At 71.3% G+C, this 19,206-nt stretch carries 13 protein-coding genes and 5 pseudogenes; 7 read left to right on the plus strand and 11 right to left on the minus strand.

From position 1 onward, the window contains the following. On the minus strand, positions 1 to 836 hold an 836-nt coding region (locus tag I8N67_RS38120; protein WP_200308882.1), incomplete at its 3' end, for an alpha/beta fold hydrolase. A gap of 62 nt (positions 837 to 898) precedes the next feature. Beyond that, entirely contained in the window at positions 899 to 2,398 is a 1,500-nt protein-coding gene (locus tag I8N67_RS38125; RefSeq protein ID WP_200308883.1) for an acyl-CoA synthetase, read from the minus strand. A gap of 254 nt (positions 2,399 to 2,652) precedes the next feature. Here I8N67_RS38125 and I8N67_RS38130 point away from each other — a divergent pair. From I8N67_RS38130 to I8N67_RS38135, 3 genes and pseudogenes are all read left to right on the plus strand, one after another. Further along, a pseudogene (locus I8N67_RS38130) lies at positions 2,653 to 3,835 on the plus strand (penicillin acylase family protein); the annotation flags it as partial. A gap of 39 nt (positions 3,836 to 3,874) precedes the next feature. Then, positions 3,875 to 4,039 carry a penicillin acylase family protein gene (locus I8N67_RS43435; protein WP_307835495.1) on the plus strand — a complete coding sequence of 55 codons (165 nt, stop codon included), beginning with the start codon at positions 3,875 to 3,877 and terminating at the stop codon, positions 4,037 to 4,039. Positions 4,040 to 4,707: 668 nt separating this feature from the next. Next, a pseudogene (locus I8N67_RS38135) lies at positions 4,708 to 5,527 on the plus strand (SAM-dependent methyltransferase). Between the two features lie 21 nt (positions 5,528 to 5,548). Here I8N67_RS38135 and I8N67_RS38140 read toward each other — a convergent pair. From I8N67_RS38140 to I8N67_RS38155, 4 genes are all read right to left on the minus strand, one after another. After that, the gene (locus I8N67_RS38140; RefSeq protein WP_200308884.1) at positions 5,549 to 7,144 is read right to left on the minus strand and encodes an acyl-CoA synthetase; all 1,596 of its coding nucleotides are present in this window, start codon (positions 7,142 to 7,144) and stop codon (positions 5,549 to 5,551) included. Continuing rightward, positions 7,141 to 8,253: an NAD(P)H-dependent flavin oxidoreductase gene (locus tag I8N67_RS38145; RefSeq protein WP_200308885.1), complete on the minus strand. Its 1,113-nt coding sequence runs from the start codon at positions 8,251 to 8,253 to the stop codon at positions 7,141 to 7,143. Before I8N67_RS38145 ends, I8N67_RS38140 begins: the two co-directional genes overlap by 4 nt. A gap of 167 nt (positions 8,254 to 8,420) precedes the next feature. Next, positions 8,421 to 10,043, minus strand: a complete 1,623-nt coding sequence (locus I8N67_RS38150; protein ID WP_267912890.1) for a phytoene desaturase family protein — start codon at positions 10,041 to 10,043, stop codon at positions 8,421 to 8,423. Between the two features lie 84 nt (positions 10,044 to 10,127). Continuing rightward, complete coding sequence (locus I8N67_RS38155) at positions 10,128 to 12,464, minus strand: serine/threonine-protein kinase (RefSeq protein WP_200308886.1); 2,337 nt, start codon at positions 12,462 to 12,464, stop codon at positions 10,128 to 10,130. Between the two features lie 603 nt (positions 12,465 to 13,067). Here I8N67_RS38155 and I8N67_RS43445 point away from each other — a divergent pair. Beyond that, positions 13,068 to 13,442 (plus strand): hypothetical protein, encoded by a 375-nt coding sequence (locus tag I8N67_RS43445; protein WP_234046943.1) that lies wholly within the window; start codon positions 13,068 to 13,070, stop codon positions 13,440 to 13,442. 131 nt (positions 13,443 to 13,573) lie between these two features. Here I8N67_RS43445 and I8N67_RS38165 read toward each other — a convergent pair. Further along, a pseudogene (locus I8N67_RS38165) lies at positions 13,574 to 14,502 on the minus strand (helix-turn-helix domain-containing protein). 481 nt (positions 14,503 to 14,983) lie between these two features. Between I8N67_RS38165 and I8N67_RS38170 the strand changes: the two are divergent. Continuing rightward, positions 14,984 to 15,523, plus strand: a pseudogene (locus tag I8N67_RS38170) (NAD(P)H-binding protein); the annotation flags it as partial. 50 nt (positions 15,524 to 15,573) lie between these two features. On the opposite strand, the gene I8N67_RS38175 reads toward I8N67_RS38170, so the two are convergent. Beyond that, entirely contained in the window at positions 15,574 to 16,446 is an 873-nt protein-coding gene (locus tag I8N67_RS38175; RefSeq protein ID WP_200308887.1) for a GNAT family N-acetyltransferase, read from the minus strand. A gap of 497 nt (positions 16,447 to 16,943) precedes the next feature. Then, entirely contained in the window at positions 16,944 to 17,669 is a 726-nt protein-coding gene (locus tag I8N67_RS38180) for a dienelactone hydrolase family protein (RefSeq protein WP_200308888.1), read from the minus strand. 400 nt (positions 17,670 to 18,069) lie between these two features. Between I8N67_RS38180 and I8N67_RS44785 the strand changes: the two are divergent. After that, positions 18,070 to 18,231, plus strand: a pseudogene (locus I8N67_RS44785) (GNAT family N-acetyltransferase); the annotation flags it as partial. 79 nt (positions 18,232 to 18,310) lie between these two features. Here I8N67_RS44785 and I8N67_RS44790 read toward each other — a convergent pair. Together I8N67_RS44790 and I8N67_RS38195 are read right to left on the minus strand one after the other, a co-directional pair. Next, the gene (locus I8N67_RS44790; RefSeq protein WP_200308889.1) at positions 18,311 to 18,508 is read right to left on the minus strand and encodes a TniQ family protein; all 198 of its coding nucleotides are present in this window, start codon (positions 18,506 to 18,508) and stop codon (positions 18,311 to 18,313) included. Further along, complete coding sequence (locus I8N67_RS38195; protein ID WP_200308890.1) at positions 18,490 to 18,840, minus strand: hypothetical protein; 351 nt, start codon at positions 18,838 to 18,840, stop codon at positions 18,490 to 18,492. The genes I8N67_RS44790 and I8N67_RS38195 overlap by 19 nt, the downstream gene beginning before the upstream one ends. On the opposite strand from I8N67_RS38195, the gene I8N67_RS44070 reads away from it, so the two are divergent. Next, on the plus strand, positions 18,806 to 18,985 hold the full coding sequence (locus I8N67_RS44070; protein ID WP_267912891.1) for a relaxase domain-containing protein: 180 nt from the start codon (positions 18,806 to 18,808) through the stop codon (positions 18,983 to 18,985). The genes I8N67_RS38195 and I8N67_RS44070 overlap by 35 nt on opposite strands. Positions 18,986 to 19,206 lie beyond the last annotated feature (221 nt).

Genomic DNA, 19,206 nt, shown 5'->3' on the forward strand with positions numbered 1-19,206 from the left:
TGGTCGTCGAGGAACTCCGTGACGCACCGTACGAACCACTCCGGGTCGTCCAGCCACGGGAAGTGGCCGCCGCCGGGCTGGAGCGCGAACCGGGCGTCGGGGAACAGGTCGGCGACGCGGCGGGCGAGGCCGGGGGTCGGGCCGGTGTCGAGTTCACCCGCGTGGACGAGCACCGGGGCGGCCAGTTTCGCGAGGGCCGCTCGGGTGGTGGGCGGGTCGTAGGCGCCGGTGGAGCCGTAGAGGGCGGACGCCTCGTCGTTGGTCTGGTGTTCCTCGGCCGCCATGTGGGCGCGGGCGGCGGCGTCCCAGCGGCCGTAGAAGAAGGGCATCATGGCGTCGTCGAAGGAGCCCCGTCCGGTCCAAGCCGCCTCGAAGGCCGGGTACGCCTCGGCGAACCACGGTTCGTTCTCGCGGAGTCGGGCGGCGGCGAGACGGTCCTCGGCGGTCACCGGCAGGCCCACCGCCCAGGGGGTGGCGGCAATCAGCGCCAGGCGGGACACCCGGTGCGGGTGGCGGGCCGCGTAGAGCATGGCGAGGTTGCCGCCGGCCGAGTGGGCGAGCAGGTCCATGCGCTCCAGGCCCAGGTGGACGCGGAGCGCCTCCACGTCGTCGATCTGCCGGTCGCAGCGGTATGTCGCCGGGTCGGCGGGCGGCTCGGAGTCACCCGTGCCCCGCAGATCCAGGAGGACCAGCCGCCGATGGGCCGTGAGGCCGCCCAGGTCGCCCAGGTAGGCGGAGGCTCGCATGGCACCGCCGGGGAGGACGATCAGCGGGGCGCCCTCACCACGCAGGTGGTGGGCGAGTCTCGTTCCGTCGGGGGCGGTGAAGATCGGCATGGCGCCGATCCTCATGTCCGGGGGCCATCGCCGCAACAGAGTTCAGCGATCGACCAAGGCGATCACGCACCCGCGAAGCGGTGCCGCAGCTCCCGCTTGAGGATCTTGCCGCTCGCGTTGCGCGGCAGTTCGTCCACGAAGAGGATCTTCTTCGGCGCCTTGAAGTGGGGGAGCTTCTCGCGGGCGTGGGCGATGAGTTCCTCCTCCGTGGCCTCTCCCCTGCGGACGACGACCGCCGTGACGGCCTCGATCCAGTGGTCGTCGGGCAGGCCGATGACGGCCACCTCGGCGACCCGGTCGTGGGTGTAGAGGGCGTCCTCGACCTGGCGTGAGGCGATGAGCACGCCACCGGAGTTGATGACGTCCTTCAGGCGGTCGACGACGGTGTAGAAGCCGTGGGCGTCGCGGACGGCGAGGTCGCCGGAGTGGAACCAGCCGTCGCGGAAGGCCTCGGCGGTCTCCTCCGGCTTGTCCCAGTAGCCCTCACAGAGTTGCGGGGACTGGTAGACGATCTCGCCGGGGGTGCCGTCGGGTACCTCCTCGCCCGCCTCGTCGACGACCCTGGCCTCGACGAACATGACGGGACGTCCGCAGGAGTCCATACGGCCCTTGTGCTCGTGGGGGCCGAGGACCATGGACAGGGGACCGATCTCGCTCTGCCCGAAGCAGTTGTGGAAGGCGAGCTTGGGCAGCCGCTCCTTGAGCCGTTCGAGGACGGGCACCGGCATGATCGACGCCCCGTAGTACGCCTTGCGAAGGCCGCTGAGGTCGCGGGCCGCGAAGTCGGGGCGGTTGGCGAGGCCGATCCACACCGTGGGCGGCGCGAAGAGGCTGTCGGCGCGGCCCTCCTCGACGAGGTCGAGGATCCGGTCGCCGTCCGGTGCGTCGAGGATGGTGTTCGTGGCGCCGACCGCGAGATACGGCACCAGGAAGACATGCATCTGCGCGGAGTGGTAGAGCGGCAGCGAGTGCACGGGCCGGTCGCCCGTCTGGAGGTCCAGGGCGGCGATCGCGCTGAGGTACTCGTGGACCAGGGCACGGTGCGTCATCATCGCGCCCTTGGGCAGAGCGGTGGTCCCCGAGGTGTAGAGGAGCTGGACGAGGTCCTCGGCGCGGGGCTCCTCGCCGTCGTACGGCTCCGTGTCGGCGAGGCGCGCGAGGAGCGAGTCGTCCGCGTCGCGCAGCGGCAGGGTGCGGGTGCCGCCGGGGAGGTTATCGGCCAGGTCCGGATCGGTGAGGACGAGTGTGCTGCCGGACTGGTCGAGGATGTACGACAGGTCGTCACCGGTGAGGTTCTGGTTGACCGGCACATGGACCAGGCCGGCCCGGGCGGCGCCCAGGAAGGCGATGAGGTAGGCGTCCGAGTTGTGGCCGTAGGCGCCGACCCGGTCGCCCGGCCCGAGGCCGGTGTCGCGCAGGGCGCGGGCGGCGCGGGAGACGGCGTCGTCCAGTTCGGCGTAGGTCCAGGACCGTTCGCCGTAGTGGATCGCGACGCGGGCGGGGGTCCGGCGGGCGCTGCGCCGCAGCGTCCCGTCGACCGTCACGCTGCGACCAGCCGTCATGTTGTCCGCTCCTTCGTCCACCGGTTCTGACGTGATCCTCGGTCCGTCGCGCGAGCGGGGTCAAGCGCGCCCGTCCGCGTTCCACCCGTGTTACCGAAATCCGGCACGCGTGGCGCGAAAAGGCTCAACTTCGACCACTGGGGCGCGAGTCAATCAGAGGGAAGATCCATCACACGTATGGACTACGCGGATACGTATTGACACGCTCAACCGTCCCTTCCCTCACTGATGTTGCACCGATGTTGGGAGGCCCCATGCGCACCCGTCTGAGACAGCTCGTGGTCTCGGCCGTCGCCCTGCTCACCGCCTCGGCCGTACTGCCGTCGGCGACCGCCGCCGACGGCGACCGATCCCCCGGGCAGAGCCCGTCCCACGGTGGTCTGTCCGCCGTGATCCGCTACACCGAGTACGGCGTTCCGCACATCGTGGCGAAGGACTACGCGAACCTCGGCTTCGGCACCGGTTGGGCGCAGGCCGCCGACCAGGTGTGTGCTCGCCGACGGCTTCCTGACCGTGCGCGGCGAGCGCTCCCGGTACTTCGGACCCGACGCGGCGCCCGACTTCTCGCTCTCCTCCGCCACCAGGAACCTCACCAGCGACCTGTACTTCCAGGGCGTCCGGGACACCGGCACCGTGGAGCGGCTGCTGGACCGGCCCGCGCCACAGGGGCCGAGCCGCGCGGTCAAGGACCTGATGCGGGGCTGGGCGGCCGGCTACAACGCCTGGCTGAAGCAGAACCGGATCAACGACCCCGCGTGCCAGGGCGCCGCCTGGGTGCGGCCCGTCACCACGCTCGACGTGTTCTCCCGCGCGTACGCCCTCGGCGTGCTGGGCGGGGAGGGGCGGCTCGTGGACGCGATCACCACCGCGCGGCCGCCCGCGTCCGGCACCGCGGCCGCCGCGCCGGACGCGAAGGCCGCCGCCCGGGCCGCGAGCGAGCTGTTCTCCGCCACGGACGCGGACATGGGTTCGAACGCGGTCGCCTTCCGAGGTGACACCACGGCGAACGGCAGCGGTCTCCTGCTGGGCAACCCCCACTACCCGTGGGCCGGCGGCCGCCGCTTCTGGCAGGCGCAGCAGACGATCCCGGGCGAGCTGAACGTCTCCCGCGGTGCGCTGCTGGGTTCGCCGATCACTCAGATCGGGTTCAACGCGAAGGTCGCCTGGAGCCACACCGTCGCGACCGGCGTCCCCATGAACGTCCATCAGCTGACGCTGGACCCGGCCGATCCGACGACGTATCTCGTGGACGGCGAGCCGGAGCGGATGACGAAGCGGACGGTCACCGTCGGTGTGAAGGACGGCGCCCCGGTCACCCGCACCCAGTGGTGGACGCGTTACGGCCCGGTCGTCACCTCGCTCGGCGCCGACCTTCCGCTGCCTTGGACGACCGGCACCGCGTACGCCCTCAACGACCCCAACGCGGCGAACATCCGCCACATCCAGGCGGTCGGCTGGGACGGCGGCCGCTGCCCGGTGGCCCGCACGCTGCTGACGTACTCACAGTCCTCCAACCCGAACTCGCCGCACCATCTCGACCAGACGCGCCTGTTCTCGGCGGAGAAGTGGGTGCGGTCCCGCTTCTGCGAGAAGGACATCGTGTCCTCGCCGAGGCTGAAGGTGGTGCGGGTGAGTCAGTGAGCGGTGGGGGTGAGGGAGGCGGCGCCGCCCCGACTGCCGGGGCGGTTGGGCGGTTCGGCGGTTCGGCGGTTCGGCGGTCAGATGGCCGGGCCTGCCGGATGGCAGGGTCGCCGGGTGGCGTCACCTCCCCCACAGCACGGGCCCCCGGACCCCAGATAACGACCTCCCTTGCCCCGCAGCCCACTTGGCCCCGCCACGGAGGGTGGCGGGGCCCCGAGGTCCGGGGTTGCCGGACGGCCGGAGGAGGTGGAACCGCCCGAGGGCCGGGCCTGCCGGATGGCCAAGGCGTCCGGCAGGCCGAGGCCTCCAGATGGCCGAACGGCCGGGTCGCCAGGCGGCGTCACCTCCCCCACGACCGGGCGGGGCCCCGGACGACAGATGACGACCCCCCTTGCCCCGCCAGCCACTTGGCCCCGCCGCGGAAGGGGACGGCGTCACCCCAAGGTCCGGGGTTGCCGGGTGACCGAGTGGCCAGGTGGCCAGGTGGCCAAGTGGCCGGGTGGCATCGTCTCGCTTCCCCCCCACAGCCGGCGCGGCTCGGACGGCGTATCGCGAACTCCGTTGTCCCTCATGTCACTTGGCGGTGCGAAACACTCCCCGTGTACGGTCCCCGGCCCTAACGTTGTATGCCAGGGGCATGCAACCGTTCACGATGAGGAGGCCGCTCGGTGGCGCAGGACTCGTTACGTCCGGAGACGGATTCGATCGCCATGATCGATACGACGGTGCCGCACTCGGCCCGTATCTGGAACTACTGGCTGGGCGGCAAGGACAACTACCCGGTGGACCACGCGGCGGGGGACGCCTTCCGTGCGGTGTTCCCCGGCATCACCGATCTCGCCCGCGACTCCCGGGCCCTTCCTCGGCCGGGCGGTGCGGTATCTCGCCGGCGAGGCCGGGGTCCGCCAGTTCCTGGACATCGGAACCGGTCTGCCGACGGCGGACAACACGCACGAGATCGCCCAGCGGGTGGCTCCCGACGCGCGGGTCGTCTACGTGGACAACGATCCGCTGGTCCTGACCCATGCGCGGGCCCTGCTCACCAGCACGGCCGAAGGGGCGACCGACTATGTCGACTCCGATCTGCACGACCCCGCGACCGTGTTGCGGGAGGCGGCGAGGACCCTCGACCTCTCCCAGCCGGTCGCGCTGACGCTGATGCAGGTCAGCGGCCATATCGCCGACTACGGCGAGGCGCGTGCCATCGTGGGCGCCCTGATGGACGCTCTGCCTTCGGGGAGTTTCCTCGCGTTCAACGACAGCGTGGACACCAACGAGGCCAACGCGGAAGCCACCCGCCGCTACAACGAGAGCGGCGCGGTCCCCTACTACCTGCGCGGCCCCGCCGAACTGGCCGGCTTCTTCGACGGCCTGGAGCTGCTGGCGCCCGGGGTCGTGCCGCTGAACGACTGGCGGCCCGATCCGTCGACGCCCCACGGCGGCACCGGCGAGGTGATCGCGGTGGGCGGGGTCGCGCGCAAGCCCTGAGGTCCGCGCGCGACGGCTTGCTCACACGGTCCGCTCCCGGCCCTCCCAGTACGGCTCCCGCAGCCGCCGCTTGTAGAGCTTGCCGTTCGGGTCGCGGGGCATGGCCTCGGTGAAGTCGACGCTCTTCGGGCGCTTGTACCCGGCGAGAACGCGGGTGCAGTGGGCGAGGATCTCCTCGGCCAGCGCCGGTCCCGCCGTGAATCCGGCAGCGGGTTCGACCACGGCCTTGACCTCCTCGCCCCAGTCGTCGTGCGGGATGCCGAAGGCGGCGGCGTCGGCGACGGCGGGGTGGGCGAGGAGGGCGGACTCGATCTCGGCGGGGTAGATGTTGACGCCGCCGGAGATGATGAGGTCGATCTTGCGGTCGCGGAGGAAGAGGTAGCCGTCCTCGTCGATGAGACCGAGGTCGCCGACCGTGAAGAAGTCGCCGATGCGGTTCTTGCGGGTCTTGCCCTCGTCCTTGTGGTACGAGAAGCCGCCGGTGCTCATCTTCATGTAGACGGTGCCGAGTTCGCCGGACGGCAGCCGGTTGCCGTCGTCGTCGAAGACGGCGAGCTCGCTGATCGGCCAGGCCTTGCCGACGGTGCCGGGCTTCTTCAGCCAGTCCTCGGCGGTGGCGAAGGCACCACCGCCCTCGCTGGCCGCGTAGTACTCCTCCACGCATCCGCCCCACCACTCGATCATGGCCCGTTTCACATGGTCCGGGCAGGGCGCGGCCCCGTGGATGGCGTGCCGCATGGACGACACGTCGTAGCGGGCGCGCACCTCCTCGGGGAGCGCCAGGAGGCGGTGGAACTGGGTGGGCACCATATGGGTGTGGGTGCACCGGTGGGCGTCGATGACGCGGAGCATCTCCTCGGGCGTCCACTTGTCCATGACGACGAGCCGGTGCCCGATGTGCAGGGACGAGCCCGCGAACTGCAGAACGGCCGTGTGGTAGAGCGGCGAGCACACCAGGTGGACGTTGCCGTCGTGCGGCTTGATGCCGAAAATGCCGAGGAAGCCGCCCAGATAGGACTCCTCGGGGAGCTTGCCGGGCAGCGGGCGGCGGATGCCACGGGGGCGGCCGGTGGTACCCGAGGTGTAGTTCATGACCCAGCCGAGGGTGCGGTCGCCGGGCGTCGACTCCGGCTGTCCGGCGAGGAGTTCGGCGTACGGGCGGAAGCCCTCGACCGTGCCGACCGCGTACCGGTGGCTCTTGGGAAGCTCGGCCTCGTCGGCGGCGGCCCGGGCCGCGTCGGCGAACCGTTCGTGCGCGATGAGCACCTTGGCGCCGGAGTCGGCGACGATCCAGGCGATCTCGGGGCCCACCAGGTGGTGGTTGACGGGGACGAGGTAGAAACCGGCCTGGGTGGCGGCGAGGTAGGCGGTGAAGAACTCGACGCCGTTGGGCAGGACGACCGCGAAGGCGTCGCCGCGTTCGAGGCCGGCGGCACGCAGTCCGTGCACCAGCCGGTTGGCCTCGGCGTGCAGGCGCCCGGCGCTCCACTCCACCCCGTCGGGGGCGATGAGCACCGTGCGATCGGGGTCGGCGGTGGCCTGGGCCCAGAAGCCCTGGGGAGGTTGGCCTTGGGGAGGTTGGCCTTGCGGAGGTTGACCCTGGGGGGCTTGGCTCACTTTCCCTCGCTCCTTCCGGCGATCCGGTTGAGGTGGTCCACGGCCTTCTCGAAGCCCCGGGTGAGGTCGTCGAAGACCGCCTGGACGCTGCGTTCGCTGTTCATCCGGCCGACGATCTGCCCGACCGGCGTGCCGAGGAGCGGCTCCACCTCGTGCTTCTGGATCCGCGAGACGGCCTCGGCGACGAGCAGCCCCTGGAGGGGCATGGGGAGGGTCCCGGGTCCGGCCGGGTCGTCCCACGCGTCGGTCCATTCGGTACGGAGCTGGCGTGCGGGTTTGCCGGTAAGGGCGCGGGAGCGGACGGTGTCGCCGGAGCCGGCGGCGAGCAGCTTCTCGATCAGGCGGGGCGAGGGCAGTTCGGCCTCGGTGGTGGTCAGCCAGAGTGAGCCGAGCCAGACGCCCTGGGCGCCGAGCGCGAGCGCGGCGGCCACCTGCTGTCCGCTGCCGATGCCGCCGGCGGCGAGGACGGGCAACGGGCCGACGGCGTCGACGACTTCGGGGGTGAGGACCATGGAGGCGATCTCGCCGGTGTGGCCGCCGGCCTCGTAGCCCTGGGCGACGACGATGTCGATGCCCGCGTCGGCGTGCTTGCGGGCGTGCCGGGCGCTGCCGGCGAGCGCGGCGACGAGCACGTCCTGTTCGTGGGCGCGGTCGATGACGTCGGCGGGCGGCGAGCCGAGGGCGTTGGCGAGCAGCCGGATCGGGTAGTCGAAGGCGACGTCGAGCTGGCTGCGGGCGACCTGCTCCATCCAGCCGGTGATGCGCCAGCCGGAGACCTCGCCCTCGGCGAGGCCGGGCACGCCGTACTTGGCGAGCGTGTCCTGGACGAACTGCCGGTGCCCCTCCGGGATCATCGCCTCGACGTCGGCCTCGGTCACGCCCTCGACCTTCTTGGCGGGCATGACGACGTCCAGGCCGTACGGCTTGCCGTCGACGTGGGCCTCGATCCAGTCGAGGTCGCGCTTGAGGTCGTCGGGGGCCGTGTAGCGGACCGCGCCGAGCACCCCGAAGCCGCCGGCCCGGCTGATGGCAGCGGCGACGGCGGGGAACGGCGTGAAGCCGAAGACGGCGTACTGGACTCCGAGTTTGTTGCTCAGCTCCGTCTGCATGGGTCGCAGAATGCCGTAGTCCTCCGGACGAGGGAAGGGGTTTCTGATGCACCGTCAGTTTTTGTTAAGATACCCCGCCTCATGGGGAGGGCTGGGCGGTTGGCCGACGGGTGCGGTTCGCTGTGGCTGGTCGCGCGGTTCCCCGCGCCCCTCAGGTGGCTTGGCGCTTACTCCTCCAGTTCCTCCAGTTCCTCCAGCACCGCCATCGCCGCGTTGTGCCCGGGGACGCCGCTCACGCCTCCGCCGCGCACCGCGCCCGCGCCGCACAGGAGGATGTTGGGGTGGCGGGTCTCGACGCCCCAACGGCCGGTGTCCTCCTGGGCGTAGGGCCAGGTGAGGTCGCGGTGGAAGATGTTGCCGCCGGGGAGGCCCAGGTCGTGATCGAGGTCGAGGGGGGTTCTGGCCTCGACGCAGGGGCGGCCGTCGGCGTCGGTGGCCAGGCAGTCGGCGAGCGGCTCGGCGAGGTGGGTGTCGAGCTGGGCGAGGGTGGACTTGAGGAGTTCCTCGCGTACGGCGTCATTGTCGGACTCGAACAGTCGCGCGGGTGCGTGCAGGCCGAACAGGGTGAGCGTCTGGTAGCCCTGTTCGACCAGGTCGGGGCCGAGGATGGTCGGGTCGGTGAGGGAGTGGCAGTAGATCTCGGAGGGCGGTGCGTCGGGCAGCGCGCCGGAGGCGGCCTGTGTGTAGGCGGCGGCCAGTTGGTCGTATCCCTCGGCGATGTGGAAGGTCCCGGCGAACGCCTCGTGCGGGTCGACGCTCTCGTCGCGGAGTCTCGGGAGCCGCTTGAGCAGCATGTTGACCTTGAGCTGGGCGCCCTCGGCGGGGGTGGGCGGTTCGTCGCCGGTGAGGGCGGCCAGTTCCCTCGGTGAGGCGTTCACCAGGACGTGCCGGGCTGCGACGGTGCCCTCGGTGTCCGCCGTCCGGTAGGTGATCTCGGCGGACCTGCCGTCCGTGGCGATCCGCCGCGCCTCGTGACCCGTGGCGATCACGGCACCGGCCTCACGCGCGGCTCCGGCGAGGGCGTCCGTGAGCGCCCCCATGCCGCCGACGGGCACGTCCCAGGAGCCCGTGCCACCGCCGATGACGTGGTAGAGGAAGCAGCGGTTCTGCCGGAGGGAGGGATCGTGGGCGTCGGCGAACGTGCCGATCAGGGCGTCGGTGAGGACGACTCCACGGACCAGGTCGTCGGTGAACACCGACTCGACGGCCCTGCCGATGGGTTCCTCGAAGAGGGTCCGCCACGCCTCCTCGTCGTCGATCCGGTGGCGCAGTTCGTCCCGGGTCGGCAGGGGCTCGATGAGGGTCGGGAACACCCGTTCGGCGACGCGGCCCGTCATCCCGTAGAAGCGCTGCCAGGCCGCGTACTCGCGGTCGCTGCCGGTCAGGCGGGCGAACGCCTCGCGGGTGCGGCGCTCGCCGCCGCCGACGAGCAGGCCGGTGGGGTGTCCGTCGCGTTCGACGGGGGTGTACGAGGAGATGGTGCGGCCACGGACGCGGAAGTCCAGGTCGAGGTCCCGCACGATCTTCCGGGGCAGCAGGCTGACCAGGTACGAGTAGCGGGACAGCCGGGCGTCGACACCGGCGAAGGGCCGGGTGGACACGGCGGCGCCGCCGGTGTGGTCCAGCCGTTCCAGCACGAGCACGGAGCGCCCGGCGCGGGCGAGGTAGGCGGCGGCGACCAGGCCGTTGTGGCCGCCACCGACGATCACGGCGTCGTACGAGTCGTGCGGCCCGGGTCCGGGGCGCAGGGGGCGTCCGGGCTGTGGTTCGGATACGGGGGTGGCAGGCATGGCTCTTCGTAACACGCGCTGATCGGGGTCGGCCAGGGGTGCGTGCCAGGTGGATCAACGCCCCCGGGCCATGGGGCCGAGGGCTCAGGGGCCGCCGGTCGCCCGCTGCTGCCGTAACGCCGCCACCCGCCGGTACAGCTCCACCGCCTCCTGGCCACGGCCGAGCTGTTCCAGGCAGTGGGCCTCGTCGTTGCGGCTGGCCAGGGCGTCGGGGTGGTCTGCGCCGAGGACGCGTTCGCGGGCGTCGGCGACGCTCCGGTACTCGGTGAGGGCGTCGGCCCAGCGGCCGAGCCAGCCGAGGCCGACGGCGACCTCGCGGCGGCTGACGAGGGTGTCGGGGTGGTCCGGGCCGAGGACGCGCTCGCGCAGGGCGCACACGTCGCGGGACTCGGCGAGGGCCTCCTCCCAGCGGCTGAGGCGCCCGAGGTTGACGCCGAGGCCGTGGCGGGCGCGGAGGGTCTCGGAGTGCGCGGGGCCGTGGACGCGGGTGCGGTCCTCGACCAGGGCGCGGTAGAGGGTCAGGGCGTCGGTGCTGCGGCCGAGCCGGCCGAGACTGATGCCGACCTCGTAGCGGGCGGCGAGCGTGTCGGGGTGGTCGGGGCCGAGGGCTTGGGCGCGGGACTCGGCGACCTCCTGGTAGGTCTGGAGCGCCTCGGGCCAGCGGCCCAACTGACCGAGCCCGTATGCGACTTCGCATCGTGTGACGAGGGTGTCCGGATGGTTGGCGCCGAGCACCCGGGCGCGCGCGGCGGCGACCTCGCTCGCCATGCGGTACGCGTCCTCCAGTCGGCCGAGCCTGCTGAGGTTGAAGGCCAGGTTGTGGCGGCAGCGCAGGGTGTCCGGGTGGTCGGGGCCCGCCGTGCGTTCGCGGGCGGCGAGGACGGACATGTATGCCTGGTGTGCCTCGAAGTGGCGGCCCAACTGTCCCAGTACGTACGCCATTTCCTGCCGGGCGGCGAGGGTCTCGGGGTGTTCGGGGCCGAGGAGGCGCTCCCGGGTGTGGGCGACGTGGGCGAACTCGCGGAGCGCGTCGGCGGGGCGGTCGGTGCGGCTGAGCGTGAAGCCGACCTCGTAGCGGCTGGACAGGGTGTCGGGGTGCTCGGGGCCGAGGGCGTGTTCGCGTTCGGCGGCGACCGCGCGGTGGACCTCGCCGGCCTCCGTCCAGCGGCCGAGGCGGCCCAGGCTCAGGCCCGCGTTGTGCCGCCCGGCCAGGGTGGCGATCAACTCCGGCGGCGGGATGGGGCGTTCGGTGCGTACGAGGTCCTCGACGCGGCCGGTCGTGGGACGGGCGATCCACTCGCCGGTGAGGCCGGCGGAGGCGTCCGGCGGGGTGAGGCTCAGTCCGGCGCCGGTCGCCTTGTGGCCGGTGGTCATGCCCCGGGTCCAGGAGGGCAGGCGGTGCTCGCGCGACGGCGGCCGCTCGGGACGCGTGCGGGCCCTGGGCACGCCCGGCACGCCGGGCACGGCCTCGGACGCCATCGGGTGCGAGACGGCGGTGGGCGCGTGGGCGGGAGCGGGGGCAAGGGCGGGAGCGGGGGCATGGGCCGGTGCCGGCGCGGCGCCGGTCGTCGTGCGTCGTCCTTCGTCGACCCGGCGGCCCAGTTCGCGGGCGTCGTGCGGTCGTTCCTCGGGCTGTTTGGCCAGCAGGTCCAGGATGATCCGGTCGAGGTATTCGGGGACCTCGTCGCGGTGGCTGCGGGGCGGTCGCGGTGGCGTGTCACGGTGGCCCATGAGGACCGCCCAGGCGTCGTCGAGGTCGAACGGCGGTACGCCGGTGGCGATCTCGTAGAGCACACAGCCGAACGAGTACAGGTCGCTGCGCTGGTCGACCTGATCGCCGCTGATCTGTTCCGGCGACATGTAGTGCGGGGTGCCCATCGCGATGCCGGTGCCGGTGAGCCGGGAGGTGAAGGTGACGTCGCGGCCGAGGCGGGCGATGCCGAAGTCGCAGATCTTCACGGTGCCGTCGGTGAGCCGCATGATGTTCGCGGGCTTCAAGTCGCGGTGCACGATGCTCTGTTGGTGGGTGTAGGCAAGGGCGGAGGCCACCTGGTCGGCTATTTCGACCACGTCCGGGACGGGCAGCGGATGCTGTTTGTTGTCCTCCAGGAGCTGGCTGAGGTTGCGGCCTTCCAGCAACTCCATGACGAGGAACAGCACTCCGTCGGACTCGCCGAAGTCATGGACGACGGTCACCCCCCGGTGCTGGAGGGCGGCCGCGACGCGCGCCTCACGCCGGAAGCGTTCCCGCAGGACACGGGTGAACGCCTGGTCGGGCTGGGTGTTGATGGGCTTGAGGCATTTGACCGCGACGTGCCGGCCCAGTGACTCGTCCTTCGCGCGCCAGACCTCTCCCACCCCCCCGCGCCCGATCAGATCGAGCAGCCGATACCGGCCCTGGATCAGCCTGGTGTCCGCCATCGCCAACGATCGCCCCCGTCCGTACGGACCGCCCTCCCCTGGCCCGTCCAGTATGGCGACCCATCTCCTGACTTTGTACGGGGCCGGGCGCGAGCCGGGGCGGAGCAGTGACAGGGCGCGCAGTACACGTTTGCGCGGGAGTTGCCGGCGTAGACGTGCGGGAACACAGCGCGGCAAGGTGCCGGTGAGTCGCAGGCGCCGGGTGACCACGGCCGGTCCGGCGCCCGGTCTGCCGTACGACTCGCGGGCGTACGGCGGCAGAAGGGCGTACGTCAGGTGCGCCACGCGCCCCCGCAGTGCTTCACGTGCCGGTACGAGCTACGGGTGTGTGGGTGGCCGGCGCAGGAGGTCGCCCGTGTCCCGCGCCTCGGGCCATTCGGGCGCCCGCCCCGCCGGAGCCCCCTTGGTGCGGGGCATCGCTGCCCGAACCCGGCGCTTGGGCCCCGGCCCGGGGCGATGTGGCCCGCAGGCCGGGAACCCGGCCCCGGCAGGCGGGCGGACCGCAGGCGAGGCGGCGGAAAGATTCAGCCGCCGACCGGCTGGGACTCCCTCTGCGCTCGCGGGCCGGTGTAGCGGGCCGCGAGGGTGGGCTGGTCGCCGCCCGTGATCAGCGTGGTGCTGGTCGTGGTCCGGCTCGCGTTCCTGTTCTCCTCCGCCTACCTCATCCGCCTGATCGACCGTCGACCGCAGCAGCGGCTGCGGAGGATCAGTCACCGGGCGCGTGTCGTCAGTGGGTTCGCCGGCTTCCGTAGCGCGGTGTCGCTCGCCGTGGCACTCTCCGTACCGGAGACCCTGGACTCGGGTGGGCCGTTCACCGACCGCGACTTCATCCACCGTGGTGGGCGGACGCGGTGGAAAGCACCCGCGCTCCGGTCAGTGCTGCCAGTTGGACCCGGGAAGCCGCCTACTCCCCCGGCACCACCGGTGACGAGGACGGTGTCCTCCGCGGCGACGTGGAGACGGCGCACCACCGCCTGATAGGCCGTCAGGCCGGATGGCGGCAGATCGGGCAGATCGGCGGCGTCCGTCAGCTCGAGGCCCGCCGGCAGGGTGAGCCGGGCGGAGCAGCGAGGCGCTCGCCCTCGAACAGTCGTCTGTGCGCGGTGCCTTTACCTCTGGCCGGGGGCCGCCGACGGTCCGGGGCCCTCGGCGCGTCCCCGGACCCCGTTGCGAAAGTCGATCGGGGAACGGCCGGTGCGTTGCGTGAAGTACTTGCTGAACTGGGAGGGCGTGACGAAGCCGAGGCGGTCCGAGATCTGGGCGGCGGTCTTGTCGCCGTGTGCCAGCAGACGCTTCGCTTCCAGCACGACCCGGCGGTCGATGAACTCCTTCGCGCTGAGCCCGGCGCCCGCCAGGGTCGCCCGGGCGAGGGTGCGCCCCGAATAGCCGAGCATGTGGGCGTAGTCCTCCACCCGTCGGGTGGCGGTGAAGTGCCGTTCGACCGCGTTTCGGAACCGCAGGTAGGTCTCGTCCGGCTCCGGAGCGGGGCTGCCGACGGGGACGGTGAGATGGGCCAGTCGCAGCAGGAGGACGGCGAGGAGGTGGCGCAGGGCTGCGATGTGCACTTCAAGAGGCAGGTGACCGAGCGACTGGAACTCGCGGCTCAGGTGTGCCGCGGCCATGGTCACCGCCTCGGCGTCGGCGGCGACGGGGGTGGTGACCACCGGTGCGTGCGGATCGTCGACACGGGCGGCCGTCGCCGTGAGCGGGTCCAGCACGTCCTGCTGGAAGAGGATCAGATGCCCTCGGCCCTGGTGAGGTCGCCCCACTGCTGCACCTGCCCCGGGCGCACCCACAGCCAGGAGCCCGGCCGCAGGGCATAGCCGTTGAAGTCGACGACGTGCCACAGGTCGCCCGTGGTGAGCGTGAGCAGATGATGGAAGTCCGGGCGCTGGGGCCGGGTCAGGGTGTGCTCGCAGACGCGCCGCCGTAGCTCGGCCAGCGACATGACCTCGACACTGGCGGGAGTGCCCGCGGGCGCGGCGAACGGGATCTCCGGGATGTCGCGCGAGGAATCCTGTCGGCTTTTGGCCATCATCAGTCACAAGTTTATCCGGCTTCCTCCCTGCGTCCTTCGTACGTTGGTCATGCCGCTGTGGAAACGGACGTCTCCTTGACAGAAACCGGAAAGGACGGCACGTGGCGAGGACGGGAGACAGCGCCGGTCTGACGTGTGTCTTCGACGCCTACCGCGCTTGGTGCCACGGCTTCGCCCCGACCCTGCGGACCTTCGTCGCAGCCCCTGCCGACCGGTCGACCGGTCGACCTGCGCGTCCTGTGCGTCCTGTGCGTCCTGTCGGCCGGGCTCTAGGCACCGAAAGGAACCCGTGCGTCGTGAGCACCGTGAACATAGTTCCCGCCCCGACAATCCCGACAACCCCGACCATCCCGACGCCCCCTCGGACCTCGGGACACGAGCACTGTCCGTTCCCCACGGAGCGGACCGGCTCCTCGACGGGCTCGATCCCTGACGTCCGGCGACAGCGCGCATCCCTCACCACAGGAAGAGAAGTCACGACATGTCCCAGGCATCCGAGGTATCCGTCCCCACGACCGCCGTCACCGGCTCCACCGGCCGACTCGGCGGGCGCGTCGCACGGCGACTGGCCGAGCGGGGCGTCCCGCAGAAACTCCTGGCCCGCAACCCGGCACGCGCTCCACGGCTTCCCGGCGCGGTGGCGGTGCGAGGCGACTACGCCGACCAGGACGCCGTGCGCGAGGCCCTCGCCGGCACCCGCACCCTCTTCATGGTCTCCGCCCCCGAGAGCGCCGACCGGCTCGCCCGGCACAAGACGTTCGTGGACGCCGCCGCACAGGCAGGCGTCCAGCACCTGGTGTACGTCTCCTTCTACGGCGCGGCGCCCGACGCCACCTTCACCCTGGCGCGCGACCACTTCCACACCGAGCAGCACATCCGCGCGAGCGGCCTGGCGTACACCTTCCTCCGGGACAACTTCTACGCGGAGTTCGTCCCCGGCCTCGTCGGCGAGGACGGCGTCATCCGCGGCCCGGCCGGGCACGGACGCGCCGCGTTCGTCGGCCAGGACGACATCGCCGACCCGTTCTGACAGCACCGGGCCTTCCTGGCCGGCCGAGCGCGGCGGTGGTCTCAGCGCCAGTCGTCGATCACATACGCGTCGGGGTGGCTGTATCCGGGTTCGTTGGGCCTGTGCATGGTCACGCCCTGCAACCAAGTGCGGAATCCACGGTCGATCATGCGCCGGTAGGCATCCGGGCGGCCCAGGTTCATTCCGGCATCCAACTCACCCAGTCCGCGCTCGGCGGCCAGCCGCTCGCACGCGTCGAGCAGTCGCTCGAACCGGTCGGCGGCCTCCGGACCAGGACGTACGGCGCCGAATTTGACGAAGCACACGTCCGTGCCGGCCTCCGACCCGGCTCCGCCGTGGCAGACGGCCAGGCCATCGAGCTCGGAGCCGGCGCCATGGAGCAGGATGGTGTCACCGAGTCCCTGCGCGTGCGCGGCCACGATCTCGCGTTCCAGGCTCAGGCCCTCGTACACGGCTCCTGTCAGTGCGCGACACAGGCTCAGCGCGTCGGGCCGCTCGGCGGCGGGCAGTTCGCCGTAGAGCACCCGGCCGGGGACTGCGGCACCGTCTGCGACCTGCTTCTTCATGATGGCTGTGAGGAATCGGGGCCAGAACCCGTACCGGCGGTAGAGCTCAAGATGCTTGGCACTGTGCGAGAAGGTGAACAGGCCGAGGTGGCGGTTCCCCCAGGCGTCGAAGCAGTCCATGACCGGCTCCATCAGACGCCTGCCGATGCCCTGGTCCCACAGATCCGGACGCACGGTCAGCGGGCCGAAATAGCCGACACTGCCCCAGTTGGTGGCGAAGTTCGATCCGGCGAACTCGCCCTCGACCGTCGCCGCGAACGCCGCCCGCGGATCTGCCGCCCAGCGGGTGCGGACGTAGTCGACGGTCCCGAAAGGCTCGGGGACCCCGAGGAACGTCCCGAAGGCCATCCTGCAGATCTCATCGGCCCGATCCAGGTCCGACTCACCCAGCGGGCGGACTGATACCGGAGCCACTCCACTCTTGCGCTCCGCTGCTGGTGGGATCATCACTCTCTCCTTCCCACCCCCGTTCCATCGCACCACGGGGGTGCCTCGCAGGCGAGGCGAACGGTCCGGCGATATGCCCGAGGATCGAGGACCAGGCCGGTCAACCTTGCCTTTCCGCGCCGCCATCGAGGTCCTGTTCACCGAGGTCAGCCGGACCACCGAGCCCAGCGACGACCCTGACGGGATGCTGAACGCCGCGATGCGTACCTACTGCCGGCCGCCGACCTCGGGCCCGGCCCGGGCGCTGGTGGGCCGGTACCGCCGAGGGCCGGTACCGCCGCGATCGGGGCGGTTGTGCATCTGCCGGCCACCGCCATCGAGGAGGGGCGGGACCTGTCCTCGATGACGGCATCCTGGCCGACCCGCCTACCCTCTGCTGCCCGCCAGACGGCCCGGCCTCACTTCAGGTGTCGGTCCAAGAACCGGCACCCGTCCTCCAGCTCGAACCACGGGGTGCCGGTGTGCCCTCCCAGGTTGGCGTGCAGCGTCTTCTCCTTGCTGCCAAAGGCGTCGAACAGGTCCAGGGCCCGCCGACGGGGGTTCCCTTCGTCGTCCCACTGCAGCAGGAACAACAGCGGAAGGGTGACCTGCCGGGCCTCCTCGCGCTGGGCACGGGGCACGTACCCCCCGGCGAAGAAGCCTGCGGCCGCGATGCGCGGCTCGACCACCGCCAGCCGAATGCCGAGGGCGGTCCACCCCCCGGAGTACCCGACCGGCCCGCCGATCTCGGGCAGCTCGAGGAGGGCGTCCAGAGCGGTCTGCCATTCCGGGACCGCGTTTTCGACCAGCGGGCCGATGAAGGACTCGAAGATCTCGTCGACCGGCTCGCCGGCCTGCATCGCCCGCCGGAGGTCGGCACGAGCCTGCTCGTCGGCGGCGGAACGGGGCCGGTCACCGCACCCGGCGGCGTCGATGGTGGCCACCGCGTAGCCGCGCGCCGCGGTGTACCGGGCCCGGGCCACCAGCCGGGGTTCCGCCTTGGGCAGGCCGTTGTTGTGAGCCATCAGGACCAGCGGGGCCGGTGCGGCGGATTCAGATGTCCACAGGGTGCCCGGGATCTCGCCGAGGGTGAATTCGCGCTCGAGGACGCCGTCGTCGAGGCGCTGTTCAGAAGTGAAATGCATGGTCGTGCCTTTCGGGAGAGCTCTCGAACGGCGCTCCCGGACGACCTACCGCCCGACCGTGACCCCGGAGGGGAGCACCCATGTCGATACTGCGTTCACGGGTACCACCTCCTCGTTCTCTCGCACGGCCTCCGGGAGATTAGCAACGGTCGCCGTGGTCCACCAACGTATTTTTGCGGAGGCTCGGCGCCGATACCGCCGAACCGAATAGGAGAGCACCAACCACCCATACGCTGCCACGATGCACCCCATGGATGCCGAGAACCTCAGCGGGCTGCAAGTGGGCGGCGCGGATACATCGGACTGGGCGGCGTTGACCAAGATCGATTCCGTCGCGGCAGCAGGCGACCAGGGACGACGGGCCGGCATCCGGCGCTGGTGCGAACACAGCGTGGTCCTGATGACTCAGGACGCTTCCGGGCCGTTGGGCTACAGCGTGTTGGAGTACAGCTTCTTCGAGCAGGGCTTCGTCACCATGCTGATGGTCGCCCCCAGTGCCCGCCGACGAGGCGTGGGAGCACATCTCCTCACAGCCACCGAGACCGCATGCACCACCGCGAAGCTGTTCACCTCGGCCAACGTCTCGAACCACCCCATGCAGCATCTGCTACAACGCGCCGGCCGGTGCCCGGTCGGTCTGCTCACGGCCTCGACGAGTGACAGGCCTGGCACTCACTCACCAGAAACACACGGTGCTTCACACACGCGAACGACCAGGGCAGCTTCCAACGCAGAGGCCAACGCCGGCCGTTCGCACGCACACAGTAAGGGCACCAGCGGGCCAGCGACCCATGGACCCACGCTCCTTTGATCCACAGGCTCAGGGCGCCTCCATCCACCCAGGGATCGGGCGGGAGATGCGGCGGGTGTTCATCACACCCTTGGGCGACCCGGTGGTGCCCACCGTGGGATAGACGGCCACGACATCGTCCACGCCATGGGGGGGGAGGTCGAGCTTCGTGGCCGGTTGGGAACTGACCCAGTCCACCAGCACCGGGTCCCCGGCTATCGCGCCGGCTCCGAGCACGACCCACCTCCGGACGCCTGGCAGCCGCTCCTTCATCTGCTCGACCTGGTCGGCCACCGACGGAGCGCAGAAGACCACTTCGACGTCGAAGCGGTCCATCAGGACGGCGTTGTCCCCGACGGTATGGCTGGGGTTCAGAGACACCCACGCACCACCTGGAGGCTTGATCGCGGGCATGTTCATCCACCGCGCCACGCGCTCCTCCGACCCGCACCTGCACACCCACGTCGCGGTCAGTAACAAGGTCCAAGACCTCGAAGCGCATTGGCTCGGTGGTGTCGAGGCCTGAACACCGGCTGGCACAGGGGTGTCGACAAACGTCCCGTCCGTGAGATTGTCAGCGCCGACGAGCGCCTGGCGAAGACCTGGTCGAAGCGTGAGGCCGCCACCGAGGCCCGCCGACGCGACCTCGCGGCCGACTTCCAGGTCGAGCACGGCCGCCCGGGACCAACGGCGAGGCCGTCACCCTGAAGGACAAGGCGTGGGAGCAGACCCGGCAGGCCAAGCACG

Source organism: Streptomyces adelaidensis, from assembly GCF_016598475.1.
GTDB classification, from domain to species: domain Bacteria; phylum Actinomycetota; class Actinomycetes; order Streptomycetales; family Streptomycetaceae; genus Streptomyces; species Streptomyces adelaidensis.